Raw genomic sequence first — 23,240 nt, 5'->3', positions numbered from 1 at the left:
CGCGGGCGGCGCCGTGCCATCCTTGGCCGCACATGCCCGCGGCCGGATGCTGCATGCCGGCGACGGGGTCGTCAGCTTCATCCCGGGATGATCGATGCCGATGGGAATGCCCCGCCACACCGACCTGATCGAACTCGCCAGCGGGTCGACCCGCGTCCGCGTCGCGCCGCTGGCCGGCGGCTCGATCGCCGCGTACTACGACGAAGCGCCGGACGGCCCGCAGCACTGGTTTCGCCCGACCACCGACGCGGCGCTCGCGAGCGGCGATCCGCTGCGCTTCGCGAGCTTCCCGCTGTTTCCGTACTGCAACCGCATCCGCGACGCGAAGTTCGAATTCGACGGCCGCACGATCGACCTGTCCGGCCCGGACGATGCGTATCGTCACGCGCTGCACGGGCACGGCTGGCTGCGTCCGTGGCAGGTCGAGCGGCGCGACGAGATGCAGGTCGACCTGCGCTTCGAACATCGCCCCGATACAAGCCGCGCGGGCGACTGGCCGTTCCATTACGAGGCGCGCCAGTCGATCCGGCTCGACGGCCCCGTGCTGTCGATCACGCTGTCCGCGCGCAACCTCGGCGCACAGCCGATGCCGTTCGGCATGGGCCATCACCCGTATTACCTGCGCACGCCGCACACCGTCGTGAAGGCGCACGTCGACGCGATGTGGCATGCCGATGCGGACGTGCTGCCTACCCACGTCGGCGATCACCCGGCCGTCGCCGCGCTGCGCGGCGGGATGCCGGTCGATGCATTCGAACTCGACAACAATTTCGTCGGCTGGTCGCGCGAGGCGGCGGTGATCTGGCCGGAGCGCGGCCGGCAACTGGTGCTGCAGGCCGAGCAGCCGTTCGACCAGCTCGTCGTGTACGCGCCGTCGGGCGCCGACGCGCTGTGCGTCGAGCCCGTCACGAACACGACGGACAGCTTCAATGCAACGGAACCCGCGTCGCTCGTCGGCGGCTGCGTGCTGGCGCCGGGCGAGTCGCTGCAGGCGACGTTGCGGTGGACGCCGGGCCCCGCCTGACGGGTCCGGCGATACGGGATTATCCTGAGTCGGGCAGGCGATAATATCGAGTAATAATATTAATTCGTGACGCCGATGCCGTCCGCAGGCGACGAGGGCGCGGGCCGATCACGCCATCACAACATTTGGAGACGATGATGCCGAGCCGTGCAAAGCTGCAACGTATCGTGGTGACGATGGGTGTGACGCTCGGATGCGTCGCGATCGCGCATGCGCAGGACAATGCGCAGAAGGTCGGTGCGAGTTCCGCGCAGACCTGCACGAATCCGAAGCCGGGCGGCGTGAAGCTGACCGATCTCGTCGTCGGCTTCTCGCAGTCCGAGAACGAACAGAACCCGTTCCGCGCGACCGAAACCGCGTCGGTACGCGCCGCCGCGAAGGCGGCCGGCGTCAAGCGGCTGCTGTATACGAATGCGAACGCGAACCAGGCGAAGCAGGTCGCGGATATCGAAAGCATGATCAACCAGGGCGCACAGGCGCTGATCGTCGCGCCGAACGATTCGACCGGCCTGCAGCCCGCGCTCGCGCAGGCGCGCGCGAAGGGCATTCCGGTTGTCACGATCGACCGCCAGACGGCCGGCACGCCGTGCCAGGATTTCATCACGTTCCTCGGCTCCGACTTCTTCCGGCAGGGGCAGCGCGCCGCGCAGGCGCTCGCCGATGCGACGGGCGGCAAAGCCGTGATCGCCGAGATCCAGGGCGGCTACGGCAATACCGTCGAGAGCCAGCGCACCGACGGCTTCGCCGACGGCCTGAAGAAATTCCCGAACATGAAGATCGTCGCGTCGCAAACCGCGAACTGGTCGGCCACCGAAGCGCAGAAGGTGATGGAGCAGGTATTGCTCGCGCATCCGGACGTGAACGCCGTCTACGCGCAGGCCGACACGATGGCGCTCGGCGCGATGACCGCGTTGCGGCAGGCCGGCAAGCAGCGCGGCGTGACGGTCGTGTCGATCGACGGCACCAAGGACTTCGTCACCGCGATCGCGAACGGTTCGGCCGCGGCGAGCGTCGAGACGAACCCGCGCTTCGGCCCGCTCGCGTTCAAGTCGCTCGAAGCATGGTTCGCCGGCAAGCCGGTCGCGCAGAAGCAGATCATGGATGACGCGCTGTACGACAAGGCGAACGCGAAGCATTCGCTCGAAGCGAACCTCGTCTACTGACCGGCCGGCAAACGCTCGGCAATCGCTCAATCGCTGCTCAACCGCTCAACCGCGAACGCGAGGCGCGCGATGGACGCAACGCTTCCCGCCGGACCCGGCGCCGACTCGGGCGCCCACGGCCAACCCGTCGTGCTCGAAACGCACGGCGTCGGCAAGACGTTCGGCGTCGTGCGCGCGCTGAACGGCGTGTCGCTGTCGCTGCGCGCGGGCGAGGTGCACGGGCTGATGGGCGAGAACGGCGCCGGCAAGTCGACGCTGATCAAGATCCTCACCGGCTTTCACCAGCCCGATGCGGGCGAGATCCGCGTCGACGGCGTGCCCGTGTCGTTCGACAGCCCGCGTGCCGCGCAGCGCGCGGGCATCTGCGCGGTCTACCAGGAAATCAACCTGATTCCCGAACGCAGCGTGGCCGAGAACATCTTCCTCGGTCACGAGCCGCGCCGCTTCGGCCCGTGGATCGATCGCCGCGCGATGCGGGCGCGCACCCGCGAAATCGTCGAGCGTTACGGGCTCGACGTCGATCCGGCCGACAAGGTCGGCTCGCTCGGGCTCGGCCAGCAGCAGATGGTGTCGATCGCACGCGGCGTGTCGCTCGGCGCGCGCGTGCTGATTCTCGACGAGCCGACTTCCGCGTTGAGCGGTGCGGAAGTCGAGGTGCTGTTCGGCGTCGTCGAGCAGTTGCGCGCGACCGGCATCGCGATCGTGCTGGTGAGCCATCGGCTGTCGGAGTGCTACCGGATGTGCGACCGGCTCACCGTGCTGCGCGACGGCGCGGTGGTGCGCAGCGAGTCGCCGGACCGGCTGCCGCGCATGGCGCTGATTGCGGCGATGCTCGGCCGCGAAGTCGGTGCGCACGGCCCGCGCGAACAGGCGGAGACGGTGGCCGCCGACACGACGCGGGAGCCCGCGCTCGCCGTCGACGGGCTGCGCTGGGGCACGCGTTTGCGCGACGTGTCGTTCCGCGTCGCGCCGAAGGAGATCGTCGGGCTCGCGGGTTTGCTCGGCGCGGGCCGCACCGAAACGTTCAAGGCCGTATTCGGCGCGCAGCAGCCGGACGGCGGCGCGGTGCGCGTCGGCGGCAGGGCGCTCGACGGCGCCGACCCGGCGCGCGCGATTCGCGCGGGGCTCGCGTTCCTGTCCGAGGATCGCCGCTCGGAAGGCATTTTCTCGAAGCTGTCGGTGCGCGAGAACATCGTCGTGTGCGTGCTGCCGCGCATCGCCCGGTTCGGCTTCATCTCCGTGCGCAAGCAGGAGGCGCTCGTCGAGCGCTACATCCGCGAGCTGGGCATCAAGACGTCGCATGCGGGCGCGCCGATCTCGACGCTGTCCGGCGGCAACCAGCAGAAGGCGCTGATCGCGCGCTGCCTGTCGACCGAGCCGTCGGTGCTGCTGCTCGACGACCCGACGCGCGGCATCGACGTCGGCGCGAAGGCCGAGGTGCACGATCTCGTCAAACGGCTCGCCGACGACGGGCTCGCGGTGGTCGCGACGTCGTCGGAGATGGAAGAACTGCTCGAGCTGGCCGACCGGCTCGTGATCCTGCATGAAGGCGCGACGAGCGGCGAACTGCCGACGCGCGGTGCGAGCCCCGACGACGTGACCGCGCTGCTCGCGAACCAGACCTGACGCCCCGCACATCGACCCGAGGACGAGGACAGCGTGAATCTTGCCAACCTGATGAGCGAACCCGATGAAGCCCGCCGCCCGTCGCGCCGCTCGCTGTTCGCGCAGGCGCGCGACCACAGCGTGTATCTCGCGTTCGTCGCGCTCGCCGTCTTCAACCTGATCGTCACGCCCGGCTTCTCGAATCCGCTCGCCGCGCGCAGCCTGCTGTTCCAGGCCGCGCCGATCGTGCTGATCGCGCTCGGGCAGAACCTCGCGATCGCCACGCGCGGGATCGACCTGTCGGTCGGCTCGGTGATGGCGCTGTCCAGCGCGATCATCGCGGTGTGCCTGCCGTACGGCACCGGCGCGGCGTTCGCGGCGGCCATTGCGATCGGGCTCGCGGTCGGCCTGTTCAACGGCGGGCTCGTCGCGCGGCTCGGCATCGATCCGCTGATTTCCGGGCTCGCGTTGCTCGTCGCCGCGCGCGGGCTGGCGCAGGCGTTGCTCGGCGGCTCGCGCGTGAGCCTGCCTCCGTCCGATGCGTTCGACTTCGTCGGCATCGGCACGTGGTTCGGGCTGCCGGTCGTGATGCTGATCGCGCTCGTGTGCGCGGCCGTCGTGTTCTTCGTCGTGCGCAACACGACCTTCGGGCGCTACACGATTCTCGTCGGCGCGAGCCGCGACGCCGCGCATCTGGCCGGCGTGCCGGTGCGGCGCACGCTGCTGGCGGTCTATGCGGCGAGCGGGGCGCTGGCCGGGCTGGCGGGCCTGTTCGCCACCGCGCGGCTCGGCGCAGGCGATCCGAACTATGTCGGCGTGAACTTCGAACTCGATGCGATCGCCGCGTCGGTGATCGGCGGCACGCCGCTGTCCGGCGGGCGCGTGTCGATCGTCGGCACCGTGTTCGGCGTGCTGCTCCTGCAACTGCTCGATGCCAGCTTCATCATGAACAACATCAGCTACACGTATGCGCAGATCCTGAAGGCCGCGTTCATCCTCGGCGCGCTGTACCTGCAACGCTCGGGAGCCTGATATGTCGACCGCGCCGATGACTCCGCACACCACGCAGGATGCCGGCCGCGCGCGCCGCGCGCAGTTCGTCCGGCTCGTGCAGGCGCGCGGCGCGATCGCGATCCTCGTGCTCGTCTGCCTGATCGCCGGCCGCGTGTTTCCGCATTTCCGGAGTGCGCCGAACCTGCTCGATATCGTCGCGGCCGCCGCGTTCGTCGCGCTGATCACGATCGGGCAGAGCTTCGTGATCATCCTCGGCGGGTTCGACCTGTCGGTCGGCTCGCTCGTCGGGCTCGGCACCGTGATCGCCGCGTATGCGGCGCCGTACGGCTGGGGCGCCGCGCTGGCCGCGCCGGTGTGCGTCGGGCTGATCGTCGGGCTCATGAACGGCTGGCTGATCGCCCGCGCGCGGATGGCGCCGTTCATCGTCACGCTCGCCGCATTGCTCGGCTTGAAAGGGCTGTCGCTCGTGCTCGCGAGCCAGGACATGCTGATCGCGAACCCCGGCTTCTTCGCGACGATCGCGAACGGCTCGCTGTTCGGCGTCGGCCATCTCGTATGGATCGTGTTCGTCGCGTATCTTGTCGCCGCGTTCGTGCTGAATCACACGCGCTACGGCGCGGGCGTGTTCGCGATCGGCGGCAACGAGGAGGCGGCGCGCATGCTCGGCGTGAACGTCGAGGGGCTCAAGGTCGTCACGTACGGACTGAGCGGGGCGCTGGCGGGGCTGGCCGGCGCGCTGCTCGCGTCGCGGCTCGATTCGGGGCTGCCTGGCGCCGGCAACAGCTACGAGCTGCAATCGATCGCGGCGGCGGTGATCGGCGGCGTGCTGCTGACGGGCGGCGTCGGCACGCTGTTCGGCCCGCTCGCGGGCGTGCTGCTGCTCGGCGTGATCGAGAACGTGATCAACCAGGTCGGCACGTTGAGCCCGTACTACCAGAACCTCGCGAGCGGCGCGTTCCTGCTGCTCGCGGTGATCGCGCAGACGCTGCTGACCGGCAAGCGGCGCAAGCGCTGACGCGCACGGTGTCGTGCCGCCGCAAACTGGAACGCTTAATGCTTGTCTCGCGTGATCCTTTCGATGAAGGAGCACCGCGATGAGCACGCCGACCACCACCGCTTTTTCCCACGTGAAGCCGCAGGACACCGCCTTTCAAGGCGAGGGCCTGCGCGACTTCTTCCTGTACCGCGATCTCGGTATCGCCGCCGCGACGAACGGCAAGGTCGTCGCGCAACTCGTCAGGGCCAATCATGCACCGGAGGCGGGCACCGGCTGGCACCGTCACGAGGCCGAGTTCCATATCGTGATCATGCTGAAGGGCTGGGCGCGCTTCATGTACGGCGAACAGGAAACGCTGGTGGCGGCGGGCGACTGCGTGCACCAGGCGCCGGGGATCGTCCACTACCTGTTCGATTACTCGCCGGACATGGAGTACCTGGAGATCGTCGGGCCTGCCGACTTCAAATCGATCGATGTCGACGGGCCGTGCGCGGTGCCGGAACCGACGCCGTGGGGCGAGGTCGGTGCGTAGCCGGTCGAGTGGGTGTGCGTTCTAGACGAACCGCCTGCATTCAGGCGGTTAATGAGATGGTCACCCCCACCCTACACGCGGGTTACGCTGTAGGGTGTTTTCTTTTCTGGAGAGGCCATCATGCATGACGTAACGCTGGTTGGGATCGATCTGGGCAAACATTCGTTTCATCTTCACGGGCAGGATCGGCACGGCAAAGCCGTGTTCCGCAAGAAGGTGAACCGCAAGCAGCTAATCGAGTTTTTCGCCAAGTTTCACCCCTGCACCGTGGTCATGGAGGCCTGCGCCGGAGCACATTACATGGCGCGCCAATTGGCGGGCTGGGGCCATCAGGTCAAACTGATCTCGCCACAGTTCGTGCGGCCCTTCGTCAAGAGTAACAAAAACGACTTCGTGGACGCCGAAGCGATCTGCGAGGCAGCCTCACGCCCATCTATGCGATTTGTGACGCCGAAGACGGAGTCGCAGCAGATTTTGTCAGCTTTGCACCGCGTGCGTGATTCTCTGGTGCGGGATCGAGTGAAGACGGCCAACCAATTACACGGGTTCCTGCTCGAATTCGGCATCAGCCTGCCAGTCGGGCAAGCCGTGATCAAGCGATTGCCGGCTGTGCTGGCCGAGCATGCGCTGCCGCCCCGGCTAGTGGCGATCCTCGAGCGCTTGCACGGCCATTTCAAGTACCTGAGTGAGCAGATCAGTGAGATTGACGCCGAGATGGCTCGGCAACTAGCCGACGATGAGCTGGGGCAATGCCTCTTGAGCATTCCTTGCGTTGGCCCGATTACGGCAAGCGTGCTGGCCGCGGAAATGGGCGACGGCAAGCAATACGGCTGCAGTCGCGACTTTGCCGCATCGGTCGGGCTCGTGCCACGCCAGTACAGCACGGGCGGCAAAAGCAATCTGCTGGGCATCAGCAAACGCGGGGACAAGAATATCCGGCGGCTACTGGTGCAGTGCGCCCGAGTCTACATGCAGCAACTGGAACGGCAAAGCGGCCGGCTTGCCGATTGGGTCCGGACCATGCTGGCGCGTCGGCACTCAAACGTTGTGGCTTGCGCGCTGGCAAATAAGCTGGCTCGTACGGCATGGGCACTTGTTACCAGCCGTACCACCTTCGATGCGCGGTCGGCAGGTATGCCGGCCTGATTAACCGACTTCGGCTTGTTGCTGTAAGAATCACCCACCTGGTTTTGCGAACGCTGAAATTTGATGACGTGAACGGCACACCGGCCTGACCGAGAACCTGTCATAAAAATTGGCTTCTGAAGCCGCGCGGTTTTTTAGGACGGTCAGGCGCGACTCTCATCGTGGCGCGGAGAGCAATCCCCACAACGACGCCGGATAGATTTAGGCAAGCCATACACGGCATCGAAGATCGGTGTTGCAAAAAAGGGGGTGACCATAGATTTTTATTGGTCGGCGTGATTTACGCGCACTGCTTTTCGCTTCGACACATTCCTTCGAATTCCAAACGATCGAGAAGCTGAAGAACCAGAAAGAAAAGAAAGACATTCGTCAGCTTCGATCGTCGACAGGCGATGCGATGTCAAAGATCGTCAATTGCCCGCAGGGGCGGTGCACGGCGTGTCGACGCCCGGCGTTAAGGAGGTACCAGCCGGATCACCGGCTGACTATCCGGGAGAGTTTCACCATGAACCGCATCGCGAAGATCCTGACGGCCACCGCACTGGCTTGCGCCGTGCTCGTGCCGGCACTGGCCGAAGCGCATTCGCACCGCGTGTGCCACTTCGATCATCACCATCACCGCGTGTGCCGCTGGGTGCGGTAACCGTCGCTGTCGCCGGGAATGTCCCGGACGCTTTCGTCATTCAGGCAAATCAGGAGAGGATCATGAAAAAAACGATGTTGATCGCCGCGCTGGTCGCCGGCATGGGTGTGTCGATCGGTGCGTTCGCGCAGGTTCCGGCCAGCGCGCCGGCCGGCACGACCGGGCTGTGCAAGGACGGCTCGTTCTACTCGGGCGCGTCGAAGAAGGGCGCATGTGCGGGCCACAAGGGCGTGAAGACGTGGTACGGCGCATCGGGCGCTGCCGCGGCGAGCGCACCGGCCGCGGCCCCGGCTACGGCGGCTTCCGCCGCGCCGGCATCGGGCGCCGCAGGCGCGAAGAGCGCCGCCACGACGGCCGCGGCGCCGGGCGGCGGCGCGGGCAAGGTGTGGGCGAACGACAGCACGAAGGTCTATCACTGCTCGACCGACAAGTACTACGGCAAGACGAAGCACGGCAGCTACATGTCGGAAGCCGACGCGAAGGCGAAGGGCTACCACGCGTCGCACGGCAAGGCCTGCTCGTAACGAGCCGGCCCGGCGCGCGAGCGGTTTCGCTCGCGCGTCGTCCGAATGCTGCAGCACACATCGCCCCGTCTCTCAGGCGGGGCGATTCACTGTGTGGCTAGCCGCGTTCAGTGCGTGTGCGCCGATTGCGTGTCGGTCGCCGCATCGATCCCGGATGCCCGTGCATCGAGCAGCGCGCGCAGCGTGACGTAGTGCGTGCCGTGCGTGTCGCCTTGCGCGTCCGCGGTGCGATCGTACGGCTCGTTGTCGTGGATCGTCGCCCGCACGATCGGATAGATCTGCGTTTCCCACCGGCTGCCGTTGAACACGCCGTAGTGCCCGACGCCCGTCTGTACATGGTGCGTCTTCAGGTACGACGGCAATCCCGAACACAGTTCCTGCGCGGCCACCGTCTGGCCTACCGCGCAGATATCGTCCTTCTCGCCTTCGATCGTCAACAGCGCGGTGCGATGAATCGCCGCCGGTTCGACCAGCGTGTCGCCCACCGCCAGCTCGCCGCGCGCGAGCGCGTACTGCTGGAATACCTTCTCGACCGTTTCCAGATAGAACTCCGCGGTGAGGTCGGCCGTCGCGAAATATTCGTCGTAGAAGTGCCGCAACGTGTCGGCTTTCGCGGGGTCGCCTTTCGCGCGCTCGTAGTACAGATCGGCGAACGACGCCGCATGGCGGTCCGGGTTCATCGACATGAACGCGCCGACCTGCACGAAACCCGGATACACGCACCGCTGCGCGCCGACGAAACCCGTCGGCACCACGCTGATCAGGTTGCGCGCGAACCATTCGATCGGCTGGCTCGTCGCGAGTTCGTTGACCTTCGTCGGATTCACGCGGCAGTCGATCGGGCCGGCCATCAGCGTCAGGCTCGCCGGTTGTGCCGGATCGCCGCCGGCCGCCATCAGCGAGACGGCCGCCAGCGACGCGACGGTCGGCTGGCAAATCGCCAGCACGTGCGCGTCCGGGCCGATGTGGCGGATGAAGTCGATCACGTGCGTGACGTACTCGTCGAAGCCGAAGCGTCCGGCCGCCAGCGGGATGTCGCGCGGGTTGTGCCAGTCGGTGATGTATACGTCGTGGTCGGCCAGCATCGTGCGTACCGTGCCGCGCAGCAGCGTCGCGAAGTGCCCGGACATCGGCGCGACGATCAGCACGCGCGGCTGGCGCGCGACCGGCCGCGCCTTGCGGAAATGCAGCAATGTCGCGAACGGCGTGACCGCCGCCGCTTCCTCGACGATCGGCACCGTGTCGCCGTCGACGACGACCGACGCGATTCCGAACGGCGGCCGCCGATGCGAGAACGCGCAGCATTCGAGCAGTTCGCACAGCGCGTCGACCATGCGGCCGGTCGGCGTCGATGTCGCCGGCGGCCACAGCGACATCGTCGCGCGGGTGGCGGCGGCCCATGCACGCGCCGGGCGCAGGCATTCCGCAGACCATTGATAAAACGGATAGGCAAGCAGGTTCATGACCGTCGCTCGTGACGCCGCATTGCAAGGAACGAGGCAAGCCGTATGCCAGCGTGAGGCTGGCACGCGCGTTGCAGCGGTTCGGGAGCGCGGCGGCACGCGCGGGACGTGATGACGCAGGGGCGAAGGCGACGCGTTGCCTTGCCGGTCGGGCGTGCGACACATGCCGCGCGGTCGTGCGACGTTGCGCCAGTTCGGCGAACGGACCGCACAGACGTGGTGCGGCCGTTCATGCGGCGCGTCCGTTTACGGTGCAGGGGCACGAACGACATTCAGCAGGGGAGCGACATGGAATCCAACGCACGGACGACGCTGACCATCAGCAGCCGCAATTACTCGTCGTGGTCGATGCGCGGCTGGCTGCTCGCGAAGCTGAGCGGGCTCACGTTCGAGACGATCAGCGTGCCGATCGATGCGACGTCGCGCGCGGAGCTGCTGCTGCTGTCGCCGTCGATCCTCGTGCCGTGCCTGACGCACGACGGCAACGCGGTGTGGGACACGCTCGCGATCGCCGAATACCTGAACGAGATCCGCCCGCAGGCGCGGCTGTTGCCCGACGACCGGCATGCGCGCGCGCATTGCCGGTCGATCTGCGGCGAAATGCATTCCGGCTTCAGCGCGTTGCGATCCGCGCTGCCGATGAACCTGCGCGGCCATTTCTCCGGCTTCCGGATCTGGTCGCGCGCGCAGCACGACATCGAGCGGATCGTGACGATCTGGCGCGAGTGCCTGGCCGAGTACGGCGGCCCCTGGCTGTTCGGTGCCGAGATCGGCATCGCCGACGCGATGTATGCGCCGGTCGTCACGCGCTTCCTGACCTACGACGTGAAACTCGAACCGGACGTCGCCGAGTACTGCATGCGCGTCCTCGCGCATCCGTTCGTCGCCGAGTGGATCGACGCGGCGAAGGCCGAGCACGAAGACATCGACGAACTCGACATGGAGTTCTGACCGGACGCATGCGGTCGCGGCGGACTTTCAATTTCACTACATGCGCAAACGGCGAAACGAACGATCGATGCGCCCGCGCAATCCGCAAACGTTTTACCTTGATTTCGGTTCGAAACGAGCACGAATGCCCTAAAGGATGTTGCGCACGATGACGTAAACGAGTCACGGGGACGACTCGCGATCGCATGCTTCAGACGTGCGACGCGCAGTCCGCAATAACCAGCGCAGCAGGGGAATCGACTTGAATCGTCAGCAATCGTGGACGCGTACCGCGGCGCCCGGAGAAATCATCTACTCGGAGGGCTTCGCGGGCGAGCCCGTCATCTTTCTGATTACCGACGGCAAGGTCGAGCTGTCCACGCGCTGCGAAGACAAGCGCGTGATCGTCGCGACGCTCGGCCGCGGCGAATTCTTCGGCGAATCGGCGCTGCTCGCCGCCGAACCGCGCGCGCATACCGCGAAGGCGCTTTCGTTCTGTCAGCTCACCGTCGTGCCGGCCGGCATGCTCGATGAAGAAATCGAGCGCGTGTCCGCGCTGCTGCGTCATATCGTGCGAACGATGATCCGCCGCGTGAAGCGCAAGGACGACCAACTGGCGACCTATACGCATGCCGATTTCATGCCGGGCGTGCTGTCGTATGCGCACGTGCTGTCGCTGATGGCCGGCGCCGACGCGCGCGAATCCGGCGACACATGGGCACGCCGGCCGATGCAGGCGCACGCGGCCGAAACCTCGGTGCCGCTTGCCGAAGTGATTCGCAAATGCCGCGCGATTGCCGGCCATTCGCGGCCGCACGTGCTCGCGATGCTGCGGCGCATGGAGAAGCTCAATCTCGTCACGATCGAAGCCGCGCAGGGCGACGGTACCGGCACCGGCGGCGCAAGCGATTACGCGGCTTCGTCGGATGCGCGCCAGGTCGTCACATTCGACGCCGCCCGCGTGATCGACCGCGCGCAACAGGTGGCCGATCACGATCTCGACGTATCGATCAACAGTGAACTCGAACTCATCGAACTGGCCGATCTCGAATCGCTGATCGGCGTCGACAAGACGCTGCTGCTCAACAAGCTGTCGAACGGCGAGATCGCGGAAGAAGTGTTCGCGTTCCGCAAATCGAAGGTGCTGAACTACGTCGAACAGAAAGGCGTTGCGTACTTCTCGCGCCGCAACGCGCGCCGCGGCGGCGACGTGCGCGCGCTCGAGGATCTCGTCTGGATCGACCAGCGCACGCTGTTCGACGTGATCAGCGCGTTCGACACCTATGACCTCGCGAAGCTGATCGCGAACCTCGACGATCGCGCGGTGGCCGACAAGCTGTTTTCCGTGATGACCGAGGCGCGGCGCAACGAGGTGTCGTGGGTGATGCGCCGCGAACTCAAGCTCGATCCGGTCGAGATCGACGAGATCGAACAGCGCGTGCTGGAGGCCGTACGCGCGGCGAAGGCGCCTGCGGCGGGCGCAACGGCCGTTGCGTCGACTTCGGCGTCGGATGCGTGATACGGAGGCGCGTATGGATCTGTTGACCCTGGTCGGGGTGGTGCTGGGCGGCGCGGCGATCGTGTTCGGGTTCGCGCTGGAAGGCGGGCATTTCTCGATGCTGTTCCAGTTCGAGGCGCTCGTGATCGTGCTCGGCGGCACGCTCGGCGCGGTGATGATCCAGAACACGTGGGCGCGCTTCTTCGACGCGGTGAAGCAGTTGCGGCTCGCGTTCGTGCGGGCGCGCGAAGTCGATCGCAAGAACCTGTCCGACCTGCTCGAATGGGGCGATCGCGCGAAGCTCGACGGGCTGCTCGCGTTCGAATCGATGGACGTGAGCGGCATTCATCCGTTTGCGCGGCGCGGGCTCGAACTGCTGGCGAACGGCGTGTCGACCGCGGTGCTCGAAGATGCGTTGCAGCGCGAACTCGATGCGTACGAACGCAGCCGCCTCGCCGCCGTGCGCGTGTGGCAGCAGGCCGGCGGCTATGCGCCGACGTTCGGCATTCTCGGCTCGGTGCTCGGGCTCGTGCAGGTGACGAGCCATATTCTGGAGCCGGCACAGCTCGGGCCGGGCATCGCGGTGGCGTTCGTCGCGACGCTGTACGGGCTCGCGTTCGCGAACCTCGTGTTCCTGCCGCTGTACGGCAAGCTGCGCGCGCAGATCGACAGCGAGATGCGGTTTCGCAAGCTGTATCTCGACGGCTTGCTCGCGATCTCGCGCAAGGAGTCGCCGCATACGATCGAAACGCGGTTGACCGGCGATGTGCGCGGGCGGGCGGCGGAATCGCTCGCGTGATGTCCGTGTGCTTCGTGCTTGCGCGTGGGCCTGTATCTGTACCGTATGACGAACCCGGATTCCCGACGGCATGACTGCTCGAACTGACGGCGCATCCGCTGCCGATCGCGACGATGACGAACTCGAAGGCGCGCAGTCCGGACGCTGGCTGATTTCGTACGCGGATCTCATCACGACGCTGATGGTGCTGTTTCTCGCGCTGTACGTGCTTCAGCTCGCGAAATACAACGCGCTCGATGCGCGTTATCAGACGCTTGCGCGGCAGGCCGGGGGCGCGGCGACTGCCGTCGTCGATACCGCGAAGTCCGACCCTGCGCCGCCGTGGCTCGCGCTGCTCGATTCGTTGAAGTCGAATGGACGCATTGCGCTGGTGAAGGCGCCGCACGGCGTCGAGATCGGTATCGACGCGAAGATTCTGTTCAACGTCGGCGATGCGCGGTTGCTGCCCGATTCGTCGCCGGTGCTGAACCAGATTGCGCAGGCATTGAGCGCGCATGCAACCGGCGACATCCTCGTCGAAGGCCACACCGACAGCGTGCCGATCGCGAACGCGAAATACGAATCGAACTGGGAGCTTTCGTCGGCGCGGGCGGGGAGTGTGGTGCGTTATCTGACCGAGCGTGGTGTCGCGCCGCATCGGCTGGCGGCGATCGGGCGGGCGGATACGCAGCCGCTTGTCGCGGGGGACGATGCGGCATCAAGAGCGCGAAACCGGCGCGTCACGATCTTCGTTGCGTATTGATCCGCGCGTTGTATTTGCATGGTTCTCATACATATAGGCGGCTGCATATGCCCGCCCATCAACAACATAACGAATCTCGAATGATCGACATTTGAAATCAACGATGTGGTTCTGCGCGTGCATGCCGATAACCCAAACTGGCTCAGACCGAGCGGTTATCGAGGGTTCCCCATGCATTTCTGGCGCAAGCTTTCCATTCAGAACAAGCTGATTCTCAGCATGACGAGTTGCCTGCTCGTGTTCGTCGCGATTTCGAGCGGGCTCAGTGTCCGTCTGATCGGCAACGCGGTGCGAGAGCGCGTCGTCCGCGAAGAACTGCCGACCGCCGTCAACGGCATCCGCGCCGACGTGCAGCGCCAGATGGCCGGCCCGATCGCCGCGTCGCGCATTCTGGCGCGCGATGCGTTCCTGCTGCAATGGGAAGCCGACGGCGAACCCGATGCCGGCACGCGCAACTGGATCCAGCTCGCGAAGAACGTGAAGGACGAGCAGAAGGCCGCGTCCGTGCAGTGGGTGTCGGTGAAGAGCGGCAACTACTACAACGAAGCCGGCTTGCAGCGGAAGGTGACCGACAAGGATCAGTGGCTGACCAGCTTCCTGTCGTTGGGCAAGGCGTACGACGTGAACATGGATCGCGAGGTGACCGTCGGCGGCTACATGATGTTCATCAACAGCCGAGTGGAACTCGACGGCGTGCCGATCGGCGCGGCGTGCATGAGCCTGTCCGTCGATGCGCTTGCGAAGGGGATCTCGGCTTACCGGATCGGTGACACCGGGTTTGCGTACCTCGTGCGCCCCGACGGCGCGATCATGATGCATCGCGATACGTCGCTGATCGACGGCAAGCATTTTCTGAAGGATGAATCGGGGCTGCCGGGGGATGCGTCGTCGACGCTGCTTGCGGGCAAGCCGTATGCGTATCTGAGCTATGAGGGCGACGGCGGCGCGCGGTTCATCGCGACGTCGTTTATTCCTGAGTTGAATGCGTATGTGGTCGTTCAGGTGCCGCAGGCCGAACTGCTCGGGCCGGTGACGCGTGCGATCCGTAGTGCGGCGCTGGTCGCGGCGGTGGTGGGGCTTGGGGTTGCGCTGCTCGTGATCTGGCTGGTGGGGCGCGCGATTGCTGCGCCGATTCGTCGGGCGGCTACGCTGCTGTCGGAGATTGCTAGCGGTCAGGGCGATTTGACGCGCCGGATGACCGTCGAGAGCGAGGACGAGATCGGGCAGTTGTCGGATGCGTTCAACCGGTTCGTGTCGTCGCTGTCGACGCTCGTTCATCGGATTCGGGCGGCTTCGGCTTCGATTGCGACTGGGTCTGCGCAGATTGCTTCAGGGAATGCGGATCTCAGCGAGCGCACCGAAGGGCAGTCGAGCAATCTGGAGCGGACGGCTTCGTCGATGGAAGAGATCACGGCCGTGGTGCGCAACAACACCGAGACGGCGACTACCGCGGCGAAGATGATCAACGGTGCGGCGGATACGGCGGCGCGTGGTGGGCAGGTGGTGGGCGAGGTCGTGACGACGATGGAGCAGATTAGTGACGCTTCGCAACGGATTTCCGAGATCATCGTGATGATCGACAGTATCTCGTTTCAGACGAATATTCTGGCGCTGAATGCCGCGGTTGAGGCGGCGCGGGCGGGCGAGCAGGGGCGGGGGTTTGCTGTTGTTGCTTCGGAGGTGCGGAATCTGGCGCAGCGTAGTGCGCAGGCGGCGAAGGAGATCAAATCGCTGATCGAGCATAGCGCGGGGACGGTGGGTGCCGGGTCGCGGCTCGTTAGTGAGGCGGGGAAGGTGATGAGTGATGTTGTCTCGCAGGTTCAGGGCGTTAGCGCGATGATGAGCGAGATTGCAGAGGCTAGCCTGGAGCAGAGCGCGGGGATCGATCAGATCGGGGACGCGGTGCAGTCGCTCGATCAGATGACGCAGCAGAATGCGGCTTTGGTCGAGGAAAGCGCGGCGGCAGCGGAGAGTTTGAAGCAGCAGGCGGCGGAATTGACCAAGCTGGTTTCGGCTTTTAAGGTGGATGAGTAAGGAGTGGTTTGCGGTTTGGGACTGGGGTGTGGGGGACGGCTGCCGTGGGGTCACGGCAGCCGTATTTGCTTGTTGGCGCAGGACCTGGCGGCGTTTATAGTAATGAAACGCATTTACAGAAGTCGGTCGATCCTCGGGGAAGGGGCTTCGCTTCGACTGTTGAGGTCTTTGCCGATGGGTCGCGATTTTCTGCCCCCGCCCTCTCTAAAAATCTCTATTTACTGACGATTACTTTCAATTCTGTCCCGGATATATTCTTGAGATACATGTAGCTGCTTCCAAGGACGGTTAGCATCTCATCCGTAATGCGGGCTTCCGAAATGGCGGGCTGGATAATGAAGAAACCTATCCTGACTTCCAAATCGCGACATTTATTTCTAAGTAGATCCAATCTCGCGGGGAGTCCCTTCAAAATTCGATTGAAGCCATTCTCAAGCGACGTACTATATCTATCGAGAAGTTGTTTAAAAATGGCTTCCCCTGTGTGTAACCATTTCACTGATCTACTCGCTTGTCCCGTTACGACATAAGTGTCATCAATTCGTGCTCCAGGTTTTGCCTCCTTGTTGCAATATTTGCAATGATAAAAGTCTATTTGGACGTGGTCTTCGCGTTCATTTATCGCAACTAGATCGGCTATTTCTCCAGCGCCATCGTCGTTAAATATCAATTCGTAAGAGTTTTCTATTTTAGAAAATGTGAATCCTTGGACGGTGTCCATGTCGCGGTCCTTTCCCATGGATTCTTTATTTATTTTTGTTTCACCCCAGTCCCAACTGGAGAGAAGTGTCCTCGGCAGTTTGACATTGAGAGTTTGCGGGCTGTAGTAACGGTAATTTCCTAAGATAATTGAGCCGTCTTGCTTCAGAATTTTAATGGGGTGGTCTTCGAGATAGTCGGAGAAGTTGCGTTCTTTTCCATAGGCTATCTTGAGATCTTTGCATTCGATTTTGTAGCCGTCGGCTCCGAGGATAACGTCGACGTGACCAACTGATCTCTCTGCCCCAAATTCATCGCCTGTAAGAATTGAAATTCGCAGGGTGCGATCCATAATGCGAATGGGGCGGTCCAGCCAAAGATCTATTAATTTATAGGTGACGCCATTAATTGATAATGTAACCTTGTGCTCTGATTCAATGTAAATTGACTCGGGCCAATCTGCGTAAAACAATCCGTCGGGCCAGCGGTTTTCAATTTTCTCTGACCTAATTACATTATTCAGTATATCCTTGGTATTTATGTTCGAGTCATTTATTTTATTTGATACGGAGTCGCACCATTTCACCCAGTAATCAATGGTTTCTGAGTTCATCTCCCATAACTTTCCCTTGTATGAACAGCCTGCGGTCGTTTTGAGTCCTCTTTCAAAACCTATTCCAAATATATTGGATTTTATTGCGGTCCCATTTTCGAGGTCGTCCATTACGGAGTTAATATCCCGGCCGACGTGCATGGTAAAGCGGACGTCTCGAGTGCCACGTGTGAGTCCAACATTTTGAAATTTCAATAGATTGATGTTGTGTAGAATGCGAAACGTCTTTTCTCCGGAGATTTTCTCGGCGTTTTTTGAAATTAGATTTTTGAAGGCCATGGACTGCCCTTCGTCGCCTGAGGTGCTTATAAATAGCGTTGCATCTTTTTTTCGATAATACGCAAGGTACAGATACCAGTCTGTCGCCGAGATTGCGGCAGAGTTCGTCCAGGAGACCGGAAATTCGGCGCGCGTCACTGCCATTACTAAAGTTTGATCTTCGTTAACCGAATAAAATTGTACTTCTTCACCTTTTGTTCGCATTTCCTCCGCGCCAAACGGCTTCCAGTCGGCGTGAGCAACTTTGTAAGCTACGGCACTCACGTTGGGGGTTGGCTTCAATGCGATTATTTTCTCGCCATCCTCCATGTCGTCAAACTGTGCTTCAAATTTTTCTCGCTCCAATTCGCGACCGATCTTTTTTTCGCTCACCTCTCGAATAATAGTGCCCCAGTCCGCGCTTTCGGAGTAAAGTGCGGACATTTGATTGTCAACTTTCTGGTTTGCGATATTTGCGACAAACTTGGCTGCTCCTAATCGATCGTTGACGCGGGTAAGTCTTCCGATGAATTGAAGCGTGACGGCTGGGCTACAATGCTGGTCGTGAAGAGCCGCAATCTTTAATTCAGGAAGATCGAAGCCTTCGCCGAGCATGTTTACGCAGACGATGATCCTATGCTGTCTCTGTTTTATTCTTTCGACAATTTTATCCTTTTCTTTTGCGCCGCTGTGGACTAGTACAGGGGAAAGATCCTCATGTTTCCGATATAAATCGTAAATCTTCTTTGCTTTCGGTATCGAATTGGTACGGGCCATGAGAAGATGATCTTTCCCGGATTCAAGATCTGCGCGAAGTAGGGCCACCGCCTTGTCGGCGATTGCCTGATCCGAAAGCGAAAGTTGATATTCTCTTACTGGATGAAACTCTATGGCTTGAAAGTAACCATCTTCCTGGGCATCTTTCAAAGAGTAGTTATAAATTATGCGACCGTCCAAAGTCTGCTTGTCTTCTCGAAACGGCGTGGCTGTGAACTGAATGCATGGTTTTCCTTTAAAAGCTGTTTTCACGCTACGCCAAGTTTTTGCTGCAACATGATGTGCTTCATCGACGATTAAGTGGCTTACGAGGTTTACTAGCTGAGTCAGTTGATCGTCGTGAGTCAAAGTTAAAGCATTCGGTGTGGCTATAACAACATTGCTCGAAGCAATTTCGAGTAGATCTTTTTCTGTAAGGGCCCCGCTCATAGTGAAGGCTTTCGGGGAAAGTACCCGTTCGTCAATTGCACGGAAGTCGCGAATGTTTTTAAGTTCTGATATTTTTTCCGATGTTTGTGACCGTAGGGCATCGGACGGTACTATTATTAGGGTCCTGGGGAAAGCGCCTGCAATAATCAGAGAAAAAATCGCATCAGTTTTCCCGGTTCCTGTGGGCATTACTATGGTCGCCGGTCGGTCTGGTGTCGATGTCAGATGGCATAGAGCTGCGAAAAGTGCCGCTCGTTGGGGTTTTCTAAACCCTCGATTGTTATTTAGATCGGATGGTTCGACGATTTTTAGTTGATTGTCGATCCAGCTTCTGTAAATGGCATTTTCATCATACATGTTCTTATCTATTGGCATGCGGTCCTCGGCTAACATTTTTTGTGAAGATCAAGTGATCCCGGGTGTTGCGATAACATCGTAACCTTTTGTTGAACTCCGTGGTAGTTGATCGAAAGAAAAGGTCCGGGGGCGTGATTAAGTTGAGTCGAAATCCCCTTCGTCTGCGGTGCTCTCGGCAATCAATTCGGTGTGTGGACCTGGCGGACAAACTCTTAGCCAATGAAAACAGAGGCCAGTCGAAGATCGACAGTCAGGAGGCACGCATCCGAATATAGTGGGACCGATGCCCTCAGCAGGCGCAGCCCGTTGGCAGAAACTGGTTAGTAACGGCGATACGGCTGGCCCTACAGGGCGATGGCAGAGGCGATGACTTGTACGTAGATTTTGTCGTATGAACGACCACTACTCATCTCTCAAAGAGTCGTCGACTGTTCGGTGCGCTATCGGTCCACTCAGGGGCAGTTGCGTTTAGCCGAAGTTATGTTGGGTGAGAGCATCAGGGAGCCGGGAGTGATGGGATGACAAGTCCGATTCGCAACGTCCGCCTCATATTGGGAGCACCCTATACCAAACGGCCAATCGCCCTCATTTCCCCATTTCTGAGATGCTAGCCCGACTACACTGGTCATGAAGCCATGCTTCTCGCCATCGGAGCTGAACGCAGTCCCCTCCGCCCCGATGGTCGAAAGAAAGTCGTCTTGCTCAACAAGACCCAACGAAGAGGGGAAAAGGAAGGGGGAAACCCGAGGGACCAAAAAAGCGCGGGCCGCATGGGCGGCAACCCATACGACCCGCTGACCACCACCAACTCGACACAGGAGTCGGAAATGGCTGACGCCAATACTAAGCCACGTCGTAGAAAGAACAAACCCGTCAACATGCAGAAGAGGTTTGCGCTGGTCCTGCGCAACTACCCGGACCTTCCTAAACGAGGCTGGCCGTACCTGCCGTGGATGCAGGCGATCGACATTGATTTCAAGATCTTCGGATTCAAGCCGGGCGACCGCATATATCTGAACGCCAACTACGTGACCCGGCAGATCACGATCACGCCGGACTACGGCCAATTGGCGCTGCGAGAGCAGCCGTACCACGATCCTGATTGGGTACCGCCGCCGCTATAACGTCTGCAAGGGCCGCTTGATGCGGCGCTAGCGAGTGGAACGCAGGCGTTTCCCGAATGCGATTGACCGCCGGGGCGACACCGCCCCGGCCATTGCCGCGAACGCCGCGATTTACACCGATAGCCACCGTCAACAACTGTCACGACCGCAAGGCCCGTGAGGCCGCACCGCGCCTGCTGAAATAGCCGAATGGCGTCAAATCACTGCCCGCCAACCCGCCGCTTCACAACCGCCCCCCGCTGCAACACATACTCGACCCGCGCGCCTTCATCGGCCACGACACCGATATCGTCGAGCGGATTGCCATCCAGCACGACGAGGTCGGCGATCGCTCCCGCCGCAACCACCCCAAGCTCCCCCGTCATATTCACAATCTCCGCTGCCACCGTCGTCGCCGACCTAAGCGCTTCCAAATTCCCAAGCACCTCCGCCCGAATCCGAAACTCCCCGGACTGAAACGCGTGCATCTCGCCGAGCAGGTCCGACCCGAACCCCATCTTCACGCCGGCCTTCGCATAGATCTCAAGCGACTCGCGTCCTTTCTGCTGCACGGAAGCCACCTTCGCGATGGAATCAGCCGGCATCCCAAACTCCGCCCCATGTTTCGCCAACGCGTCATAAGTCACCAGCGTCGGCACCACAAACGCCCCCCGCTCACGCATCAGCGCCGCCGCCGCTTCATCCACGAGATTCCCATGCTCGATCGTCCGCACGCCGCACCTCACAGCCCGCGCAATCGCCTGCCCCGTATACGCATGCGCCATCACATAAGTATTCGCGGCCTCGGCCTCGTCGACGATCGCCCGAATCTCATCCTCCGAATACTGCGTGTTCGCGATCGGATCGGTCGGCGAAGCCACGCCGCCTGACGCCATGATCTTGATCTGCGTCGCGCCTTTCTGAATTTCCTCACGCACGGCGAGCCGCACGACTTCGACGCCATCGACGACGCGCGCAATCGCCCCCGTCCTGAAACAGCAGGAGCAAGGCTCCAGCAAATCTCCACGAGGCCGGAAATCCCCATGCCCACCAGTCTGCGACAACGCCTTCCCCGACGGAAAAATCCGCGGCCCCGGAATCAGCCCTGTCTCAACGGCCTGCATCAAACTCCAATCCGCGCCCCCCGCATCCCGCACACTGGTAAACCCACGCGACAACATCGCATCGAGAATCGGCAGCGACCGAATCGCCGCGAGAATATTCGGCTGCGTCGCATTCGCGCCGAGATTCGCATTCGACGCCAGCACATGCACATGGCAATCGATGAACCCCGGCATCACGGTCTTGCCGCGCGCGTCGATCACCTGCGCATTCGGCAAATCCACCGGCCGATCGGTGACTTCGACGATCCGCTCGGCTTCGATCACGACATGATGATGTTCGAGCAACACGCCTCGTTCGAGGTCGAGCACGTTGCCGCCTTGAAGCACGGTAATGGTCATGAGCAAAAATCCTTATCGAGTCGTGGCGGCCGCACGCTTCGCATCCTTCACGAAGCGCGTGCCGACGAAACTGACGGCCGCCGCAAGCATCACGTAGAACGCGGGCGCCATGTTGCTGCCGGTGCGGGCGATGAGCCACGTGATCAGGAACGGCGCGAACCCGCCGAAGATCGTCACCGCGAAGTTGTACGCAACGGACAACCCGGTCGACAGCACCTTGGTCGGAAACAGCTCCGCGAACGCCGCGAGGATCGGCCCCGTATAGGCCGCGATCAGCACGCCGAACACGGCCTGGAACACGATCAGCGACGCGAACCCGGGCGCATGGTTGATCCACGAGAACATCGGCCACGCGAGCACGAGGATCGCGAGCGCCGAGCCGGACAGGAACACGCGGCGTCCCCACGCGTCGGCGAGTCGCCCGACGATCGGCGAGCAGCACATGATCATCAGCCCGCCGACCATGCCGGCCGTGAAGCCGGTCGATTGCGGCAGATGCAGCGTGCGCACGGAATAGGTCGGCATGTAGAACAGCAGCACGTAGGTGCAGACGGTCCACAGGATGACCATCGAGAAACTCGCGAACGTCTCGCGCGGGTAGGTGTGCAGCACTTCCTTCAGCGGCGAGCTTTCCTTCGCCTGCGATTCGACGGCGCTGAACGCGGGCGTCTCGTCGATGTGGCTGCGAATGAAGTAACCGACCGGCCCGACGACGATCCCGAGCAGGAACGGCAGCCGCCAGCCCCAGCTATGCAGCGCCTGCGTGTCGAGCGACGTCGTGACGAACGTGCCGGTCGCCGCACCGAGCAGCACCGCGAAGCCGATGCTCGACTGGATCCAGCTCGAGTAATACGCGCGCTTCTCCGGCGGCGCGTATTCGGTGAGGAACGCGGTGGCGCCGCCCATCTCGCCGCCGGCCGAGAAGCCTTGCAGCAGCCGCGCGACGACGATCAGGAGCGGCGCGGCGATGCCGGCCTGTTCGTAGGTCGGCGCGATCCCGATCAGCGCGGTGCCGGCCGCCATCAGCAGGATCGTGAGCGACAGCGCGGCCTTGCGTCCGACCTTGTCGGCATAGACGCCGAGCACGATGCCGCCCACCGGCCGCATGAAGAAGCCCACGCCGAACGTCGCGACGGTGAGCAGCACGGACGTCAGTTCGTTGCCGGTCGGGAAGAACAGCTTCGCGATGATCACCGCGAAGAAGCTGTAGACGGTGAAGTCGAACCATTCGAGACCGTTGCCGATCACGGTCGCGACGATGGCGCGGCGGCGCTGTTGCACCGCTGCATCGACGGCAGGCGCGGCGCGCGGGGAAAGCGTTCCTTGCATGGTCTCTTCCTTGGTCAGAAGACGGGGCGGCTGCCCCGCGTGAATCCCATGCTAAGGACAGCCGCAATTTTTTCTGAAACGAAAGATTCGCATGCCTG

The 23,240-nt window shown here is 62.4% G+C and carries 19 protein-coding genes; 15 read left to right on the top strand and 4 right to left on the bottom strand.

The features are described from left to right. The first annotated feature begins 106 nt into the window (after positions 1-106). From DTA15_RS26500 to DTA15_RS26465, 9 genes are all read left to right on the top strand, one after another. Positions 107-1,024, top strand: a complete 918-nt coding sequence (locus DTA15_RS26500; protein WP_006493769.1) for an aldose 1-epimerase — start codon at positions 107-109, stop codon at positions 1,022-1,024. Positions 1,025-1,158: 134 nt separating this feature from the next. Next, entirely contained in the window at positions 1,159-2,187 is a 1,029-nt protein-coding gene (locus DTA15_RS26495) for an ABC transporter substrate-binding protein (protein ID WP_006493774.1), read from the top strand. Between the two features lie 69 nt (positions 2,188-2,256). Continuing rightward, positions 2,257-3,813 (top strand): sugar ABC transporter ATP-binding protein, encoded by a 1,557-nt coding sequence (locus DTA15_RS26490; protein WP_006493773.1) that lies wholly within the window; start codon positions 2,257-2,259, stop codon positions 3,811-3,813. Positions 3,814-3,846: 33 nt separating this feature from the next. Beyond that, positions 3,847-4,824, top strand: coding sequence for an ABC transporter permease (locus tag DTA15_RS26485; protein ID WP_006488625.1), 978 nt, complete (start codon positions 3,847-3,849; stop codon positions 4,822-4,824). Between the two features lie 16 nt (positions 4,825-4,840). Continuing rightward, the gene (locus DTA15_RS26480; RefSeq protein WP_227743149.1) at positions 4,841-5,821 is read left to right on the top strand and encodes an ABC transporter permease; all 981 of its coding nucleotides are present in this window, start codon (positions 4,841-4,843) and stop codon (positions 5,819-5,821) included. A gap of 79 nt (positions 5,822-5,900) precedes the next feature. Beyond that, positions 5,901-6,335: a cupin domain-containing protein gene (locus tag DTA15_RS26475; RefSeq protein WP_006488629.1), complete on the top strand. Its 435-nt coding sequence runs from the start codon at positions 5,901-5,903 to the stop codon at positions 6,333-6,335. A gap of 120 nt (positions 6,336-6,455) precedes the next feature. Continuing rightward, a complete protein-coding gene (locus DTA15_RS26470; RefSeq protein WP_006488630.1) occupies positions 6,456-7,481 on the top strand; it encodes an IS110-like element ISBcen1 family transposase in 1,026 nt (341 codons plus the stop codon). 505 nt (positions 7,482-7,986) lie between these two features. After that, positions 7,987-8,124 (top strand): HHHH-motif protein, encoded by a 138-nt coding sequence (locus DTA15_RS38700; RefSeq protein WP_006488624.1) that lies wholly within the window; start codon positions 7,987-7,989, stop codon positions 8,122-8,124. 62 nt (positions 8,125-8,186) lie between these two features. Continuing rightward, complete coding sequence (locus DTA15_RS26465) at positions 8,187-8,648, top strand: DUF3761 domain-containing protein (RefSeq protein WP_006496048.1); 462 nt, start codon at positions 8,187-8,189, stop codon at positions 8,646-8,648. A 107-nt stretch (positions 8,649-8,755) separates the two neighbouring features. On the opposite strand, the gene DTA15_RS26460 is transcribed toward DTA15_RS26465, so the two are convergent. Continuing rightward, positions 8,756-10,111: a polyhydroxyalkanoate depolymerase gene (locus DTA15_RS26460; RefSeq protein ID WP_006484363.1), complete on the bottom strand. Its 1,356-nt coding sequence runs from the start codon at positions 10,109-10,111 to the stop codon at positions 8,756-8,758. 288 nt (positions 10,112-10,399) lie between these two features. Here DTA15_RS26460 and DTA15_RS26455 point away from each other — a divergent pair, with 288 nt between their 5' ends. The 5 genes from DTA15_RS26455 to DTA15_RS26430 all read left to right on the top strand — a co-directional run bounded on the left by DTA15_RS26455 (position 10,400) and on the right by DTA15_RS26430 (position 16,114). After that, the gene (locus tag DTA15_RS26455) at positions 10,400-11,062 is read left to right on the top strand and encodes a glutathione S-transferase family protein (RefSeq protein ID WP_006484344.1); all 663 of its coding nucleotides are present in this window, start codon (positions 10,400-10,402) and stop codon (positions 11,060-11,062) included. A 241-nt stretch (positions 11,063-11,303) separates the two neighbouring features. Beyond that, positions 11,304-12,560 (top strand): Crp/Fnr family transcriptional regulator, encoded by a 1,257-nt coding sequence (locus tag DTA15_RS26450; protein WP_006484345.1) that lies wholly within the window; start codon positions 11,304-11,306, stop codon positions 12,558-12,560. A gap of 13 nt (positions 12,561-12,573) precedes the next feature. Continuing rightward, positions 12,574-13,338 (top strand): flagellar motor protein, encoded by a 765-nt coding sequence (locus tag DTA15_RS26445; RefSeq protein ID WP_006484340.1) that lies wholly within the window; start codon positions 12,574-12,576, stop codon positions 13,336-13,338. Between the two features lie 70 nt (positions 13,339-13,408). Beyond that, a complete protein-coding gene (locus DTA15_RS26440; protein WP_006484371.1) occupies positions 13,409-14,080 on the top strand; it encodes an OmpA/MotB family protein in 672 nt (223 codons plus the stop codon). A 171-nt stretch (positions 14,081-14,251) separates the two neighbouring features. Further along, on the top strand, positions 14,252-16,114 hold the full coding sequence (locus DTA15_RS26430; protein ID WP_006484343.1) for a methyl-accepting chemotaxis protein: 1,863 nt from the start codon (positions 14,252-14,254) through the stop codon (positions 16,112-16,114). Positions 16,115-16,328: 214 nt separating this feature from the next. Here DTA15_RS26430 and DTA15_RS26425 read toward each other — a convergent pair whose 3' ends face one another. Further along, complete coding sequence (locus DTA15_RS26425) at positions 16,329-19,265, bottom strand: DEAD/DEAH box helicase (RefSeq protein WP_012493162.1); 2,937 nt, start codon at positions 19,263-19,265, stop codon at positions 16,329-16,331. 680 nt (positions 19,266-19,945) lie between these two features. Between DTA15_RS26425 and DTA15_RS26420 the strand changes: the two genes are divergently transcribed. After that, positions 19,946-20,371, top strand: a complete 426-nt coding sequence (locus DTA15_RS26420; RefSeq protein ID WP_012493163.1) for a hypothetical protein — start codon at positions 19,946-19,948, stop codon at positions 20,369-20,371. Positions 20,372-20,571: 200 nt separating this feature from the next. On the opposite strand, the gene DTA15_RS26415 is transcribed toward DTA15_RS26420, so the two are convergent. Together DTA15_RS26415 and DTA15_RS26410 are read right to left on the bottom strand one after the other, a co-directional pair. Continuing rightward, positions 20,572-21,813: a metal-dependent hydrolase family protein gene (locus tag DTA15_RS26415; RefSeq protein WP_006484360.1), complete on the bottom strand. Its 1,242-nt coding sequence runs from the start codon at positions 21,811-21,813 to the stop codon at positions 20,572-20,574. Positions 21,814-21,825: 12 nt separating this feature from the next. Continuing rightward, entirely contained in the window at positions 21,826-23,142 is a 1,317-nt protein-coding gene (locus DTA15_RS26410; RefSeq protein ID WP_006484361.1) for an MFS transporter, read from the bottom strand. Positions 23,143-23,240 lie beyond the last annotated feature (98 nt).

This window comes from Burkholderia cenocepacia (assembly GCF_900446215.1).
Lineage (GTDB): Bacteria > Pseudomonadota > Gammaproteobacteria > Burkholderiales > Burkholderiaceae > Burkholderia > Burkholderia cenocepacia.
This window is presented reverse-complemented; position numbering and strand designations above follow the sequence as displayed.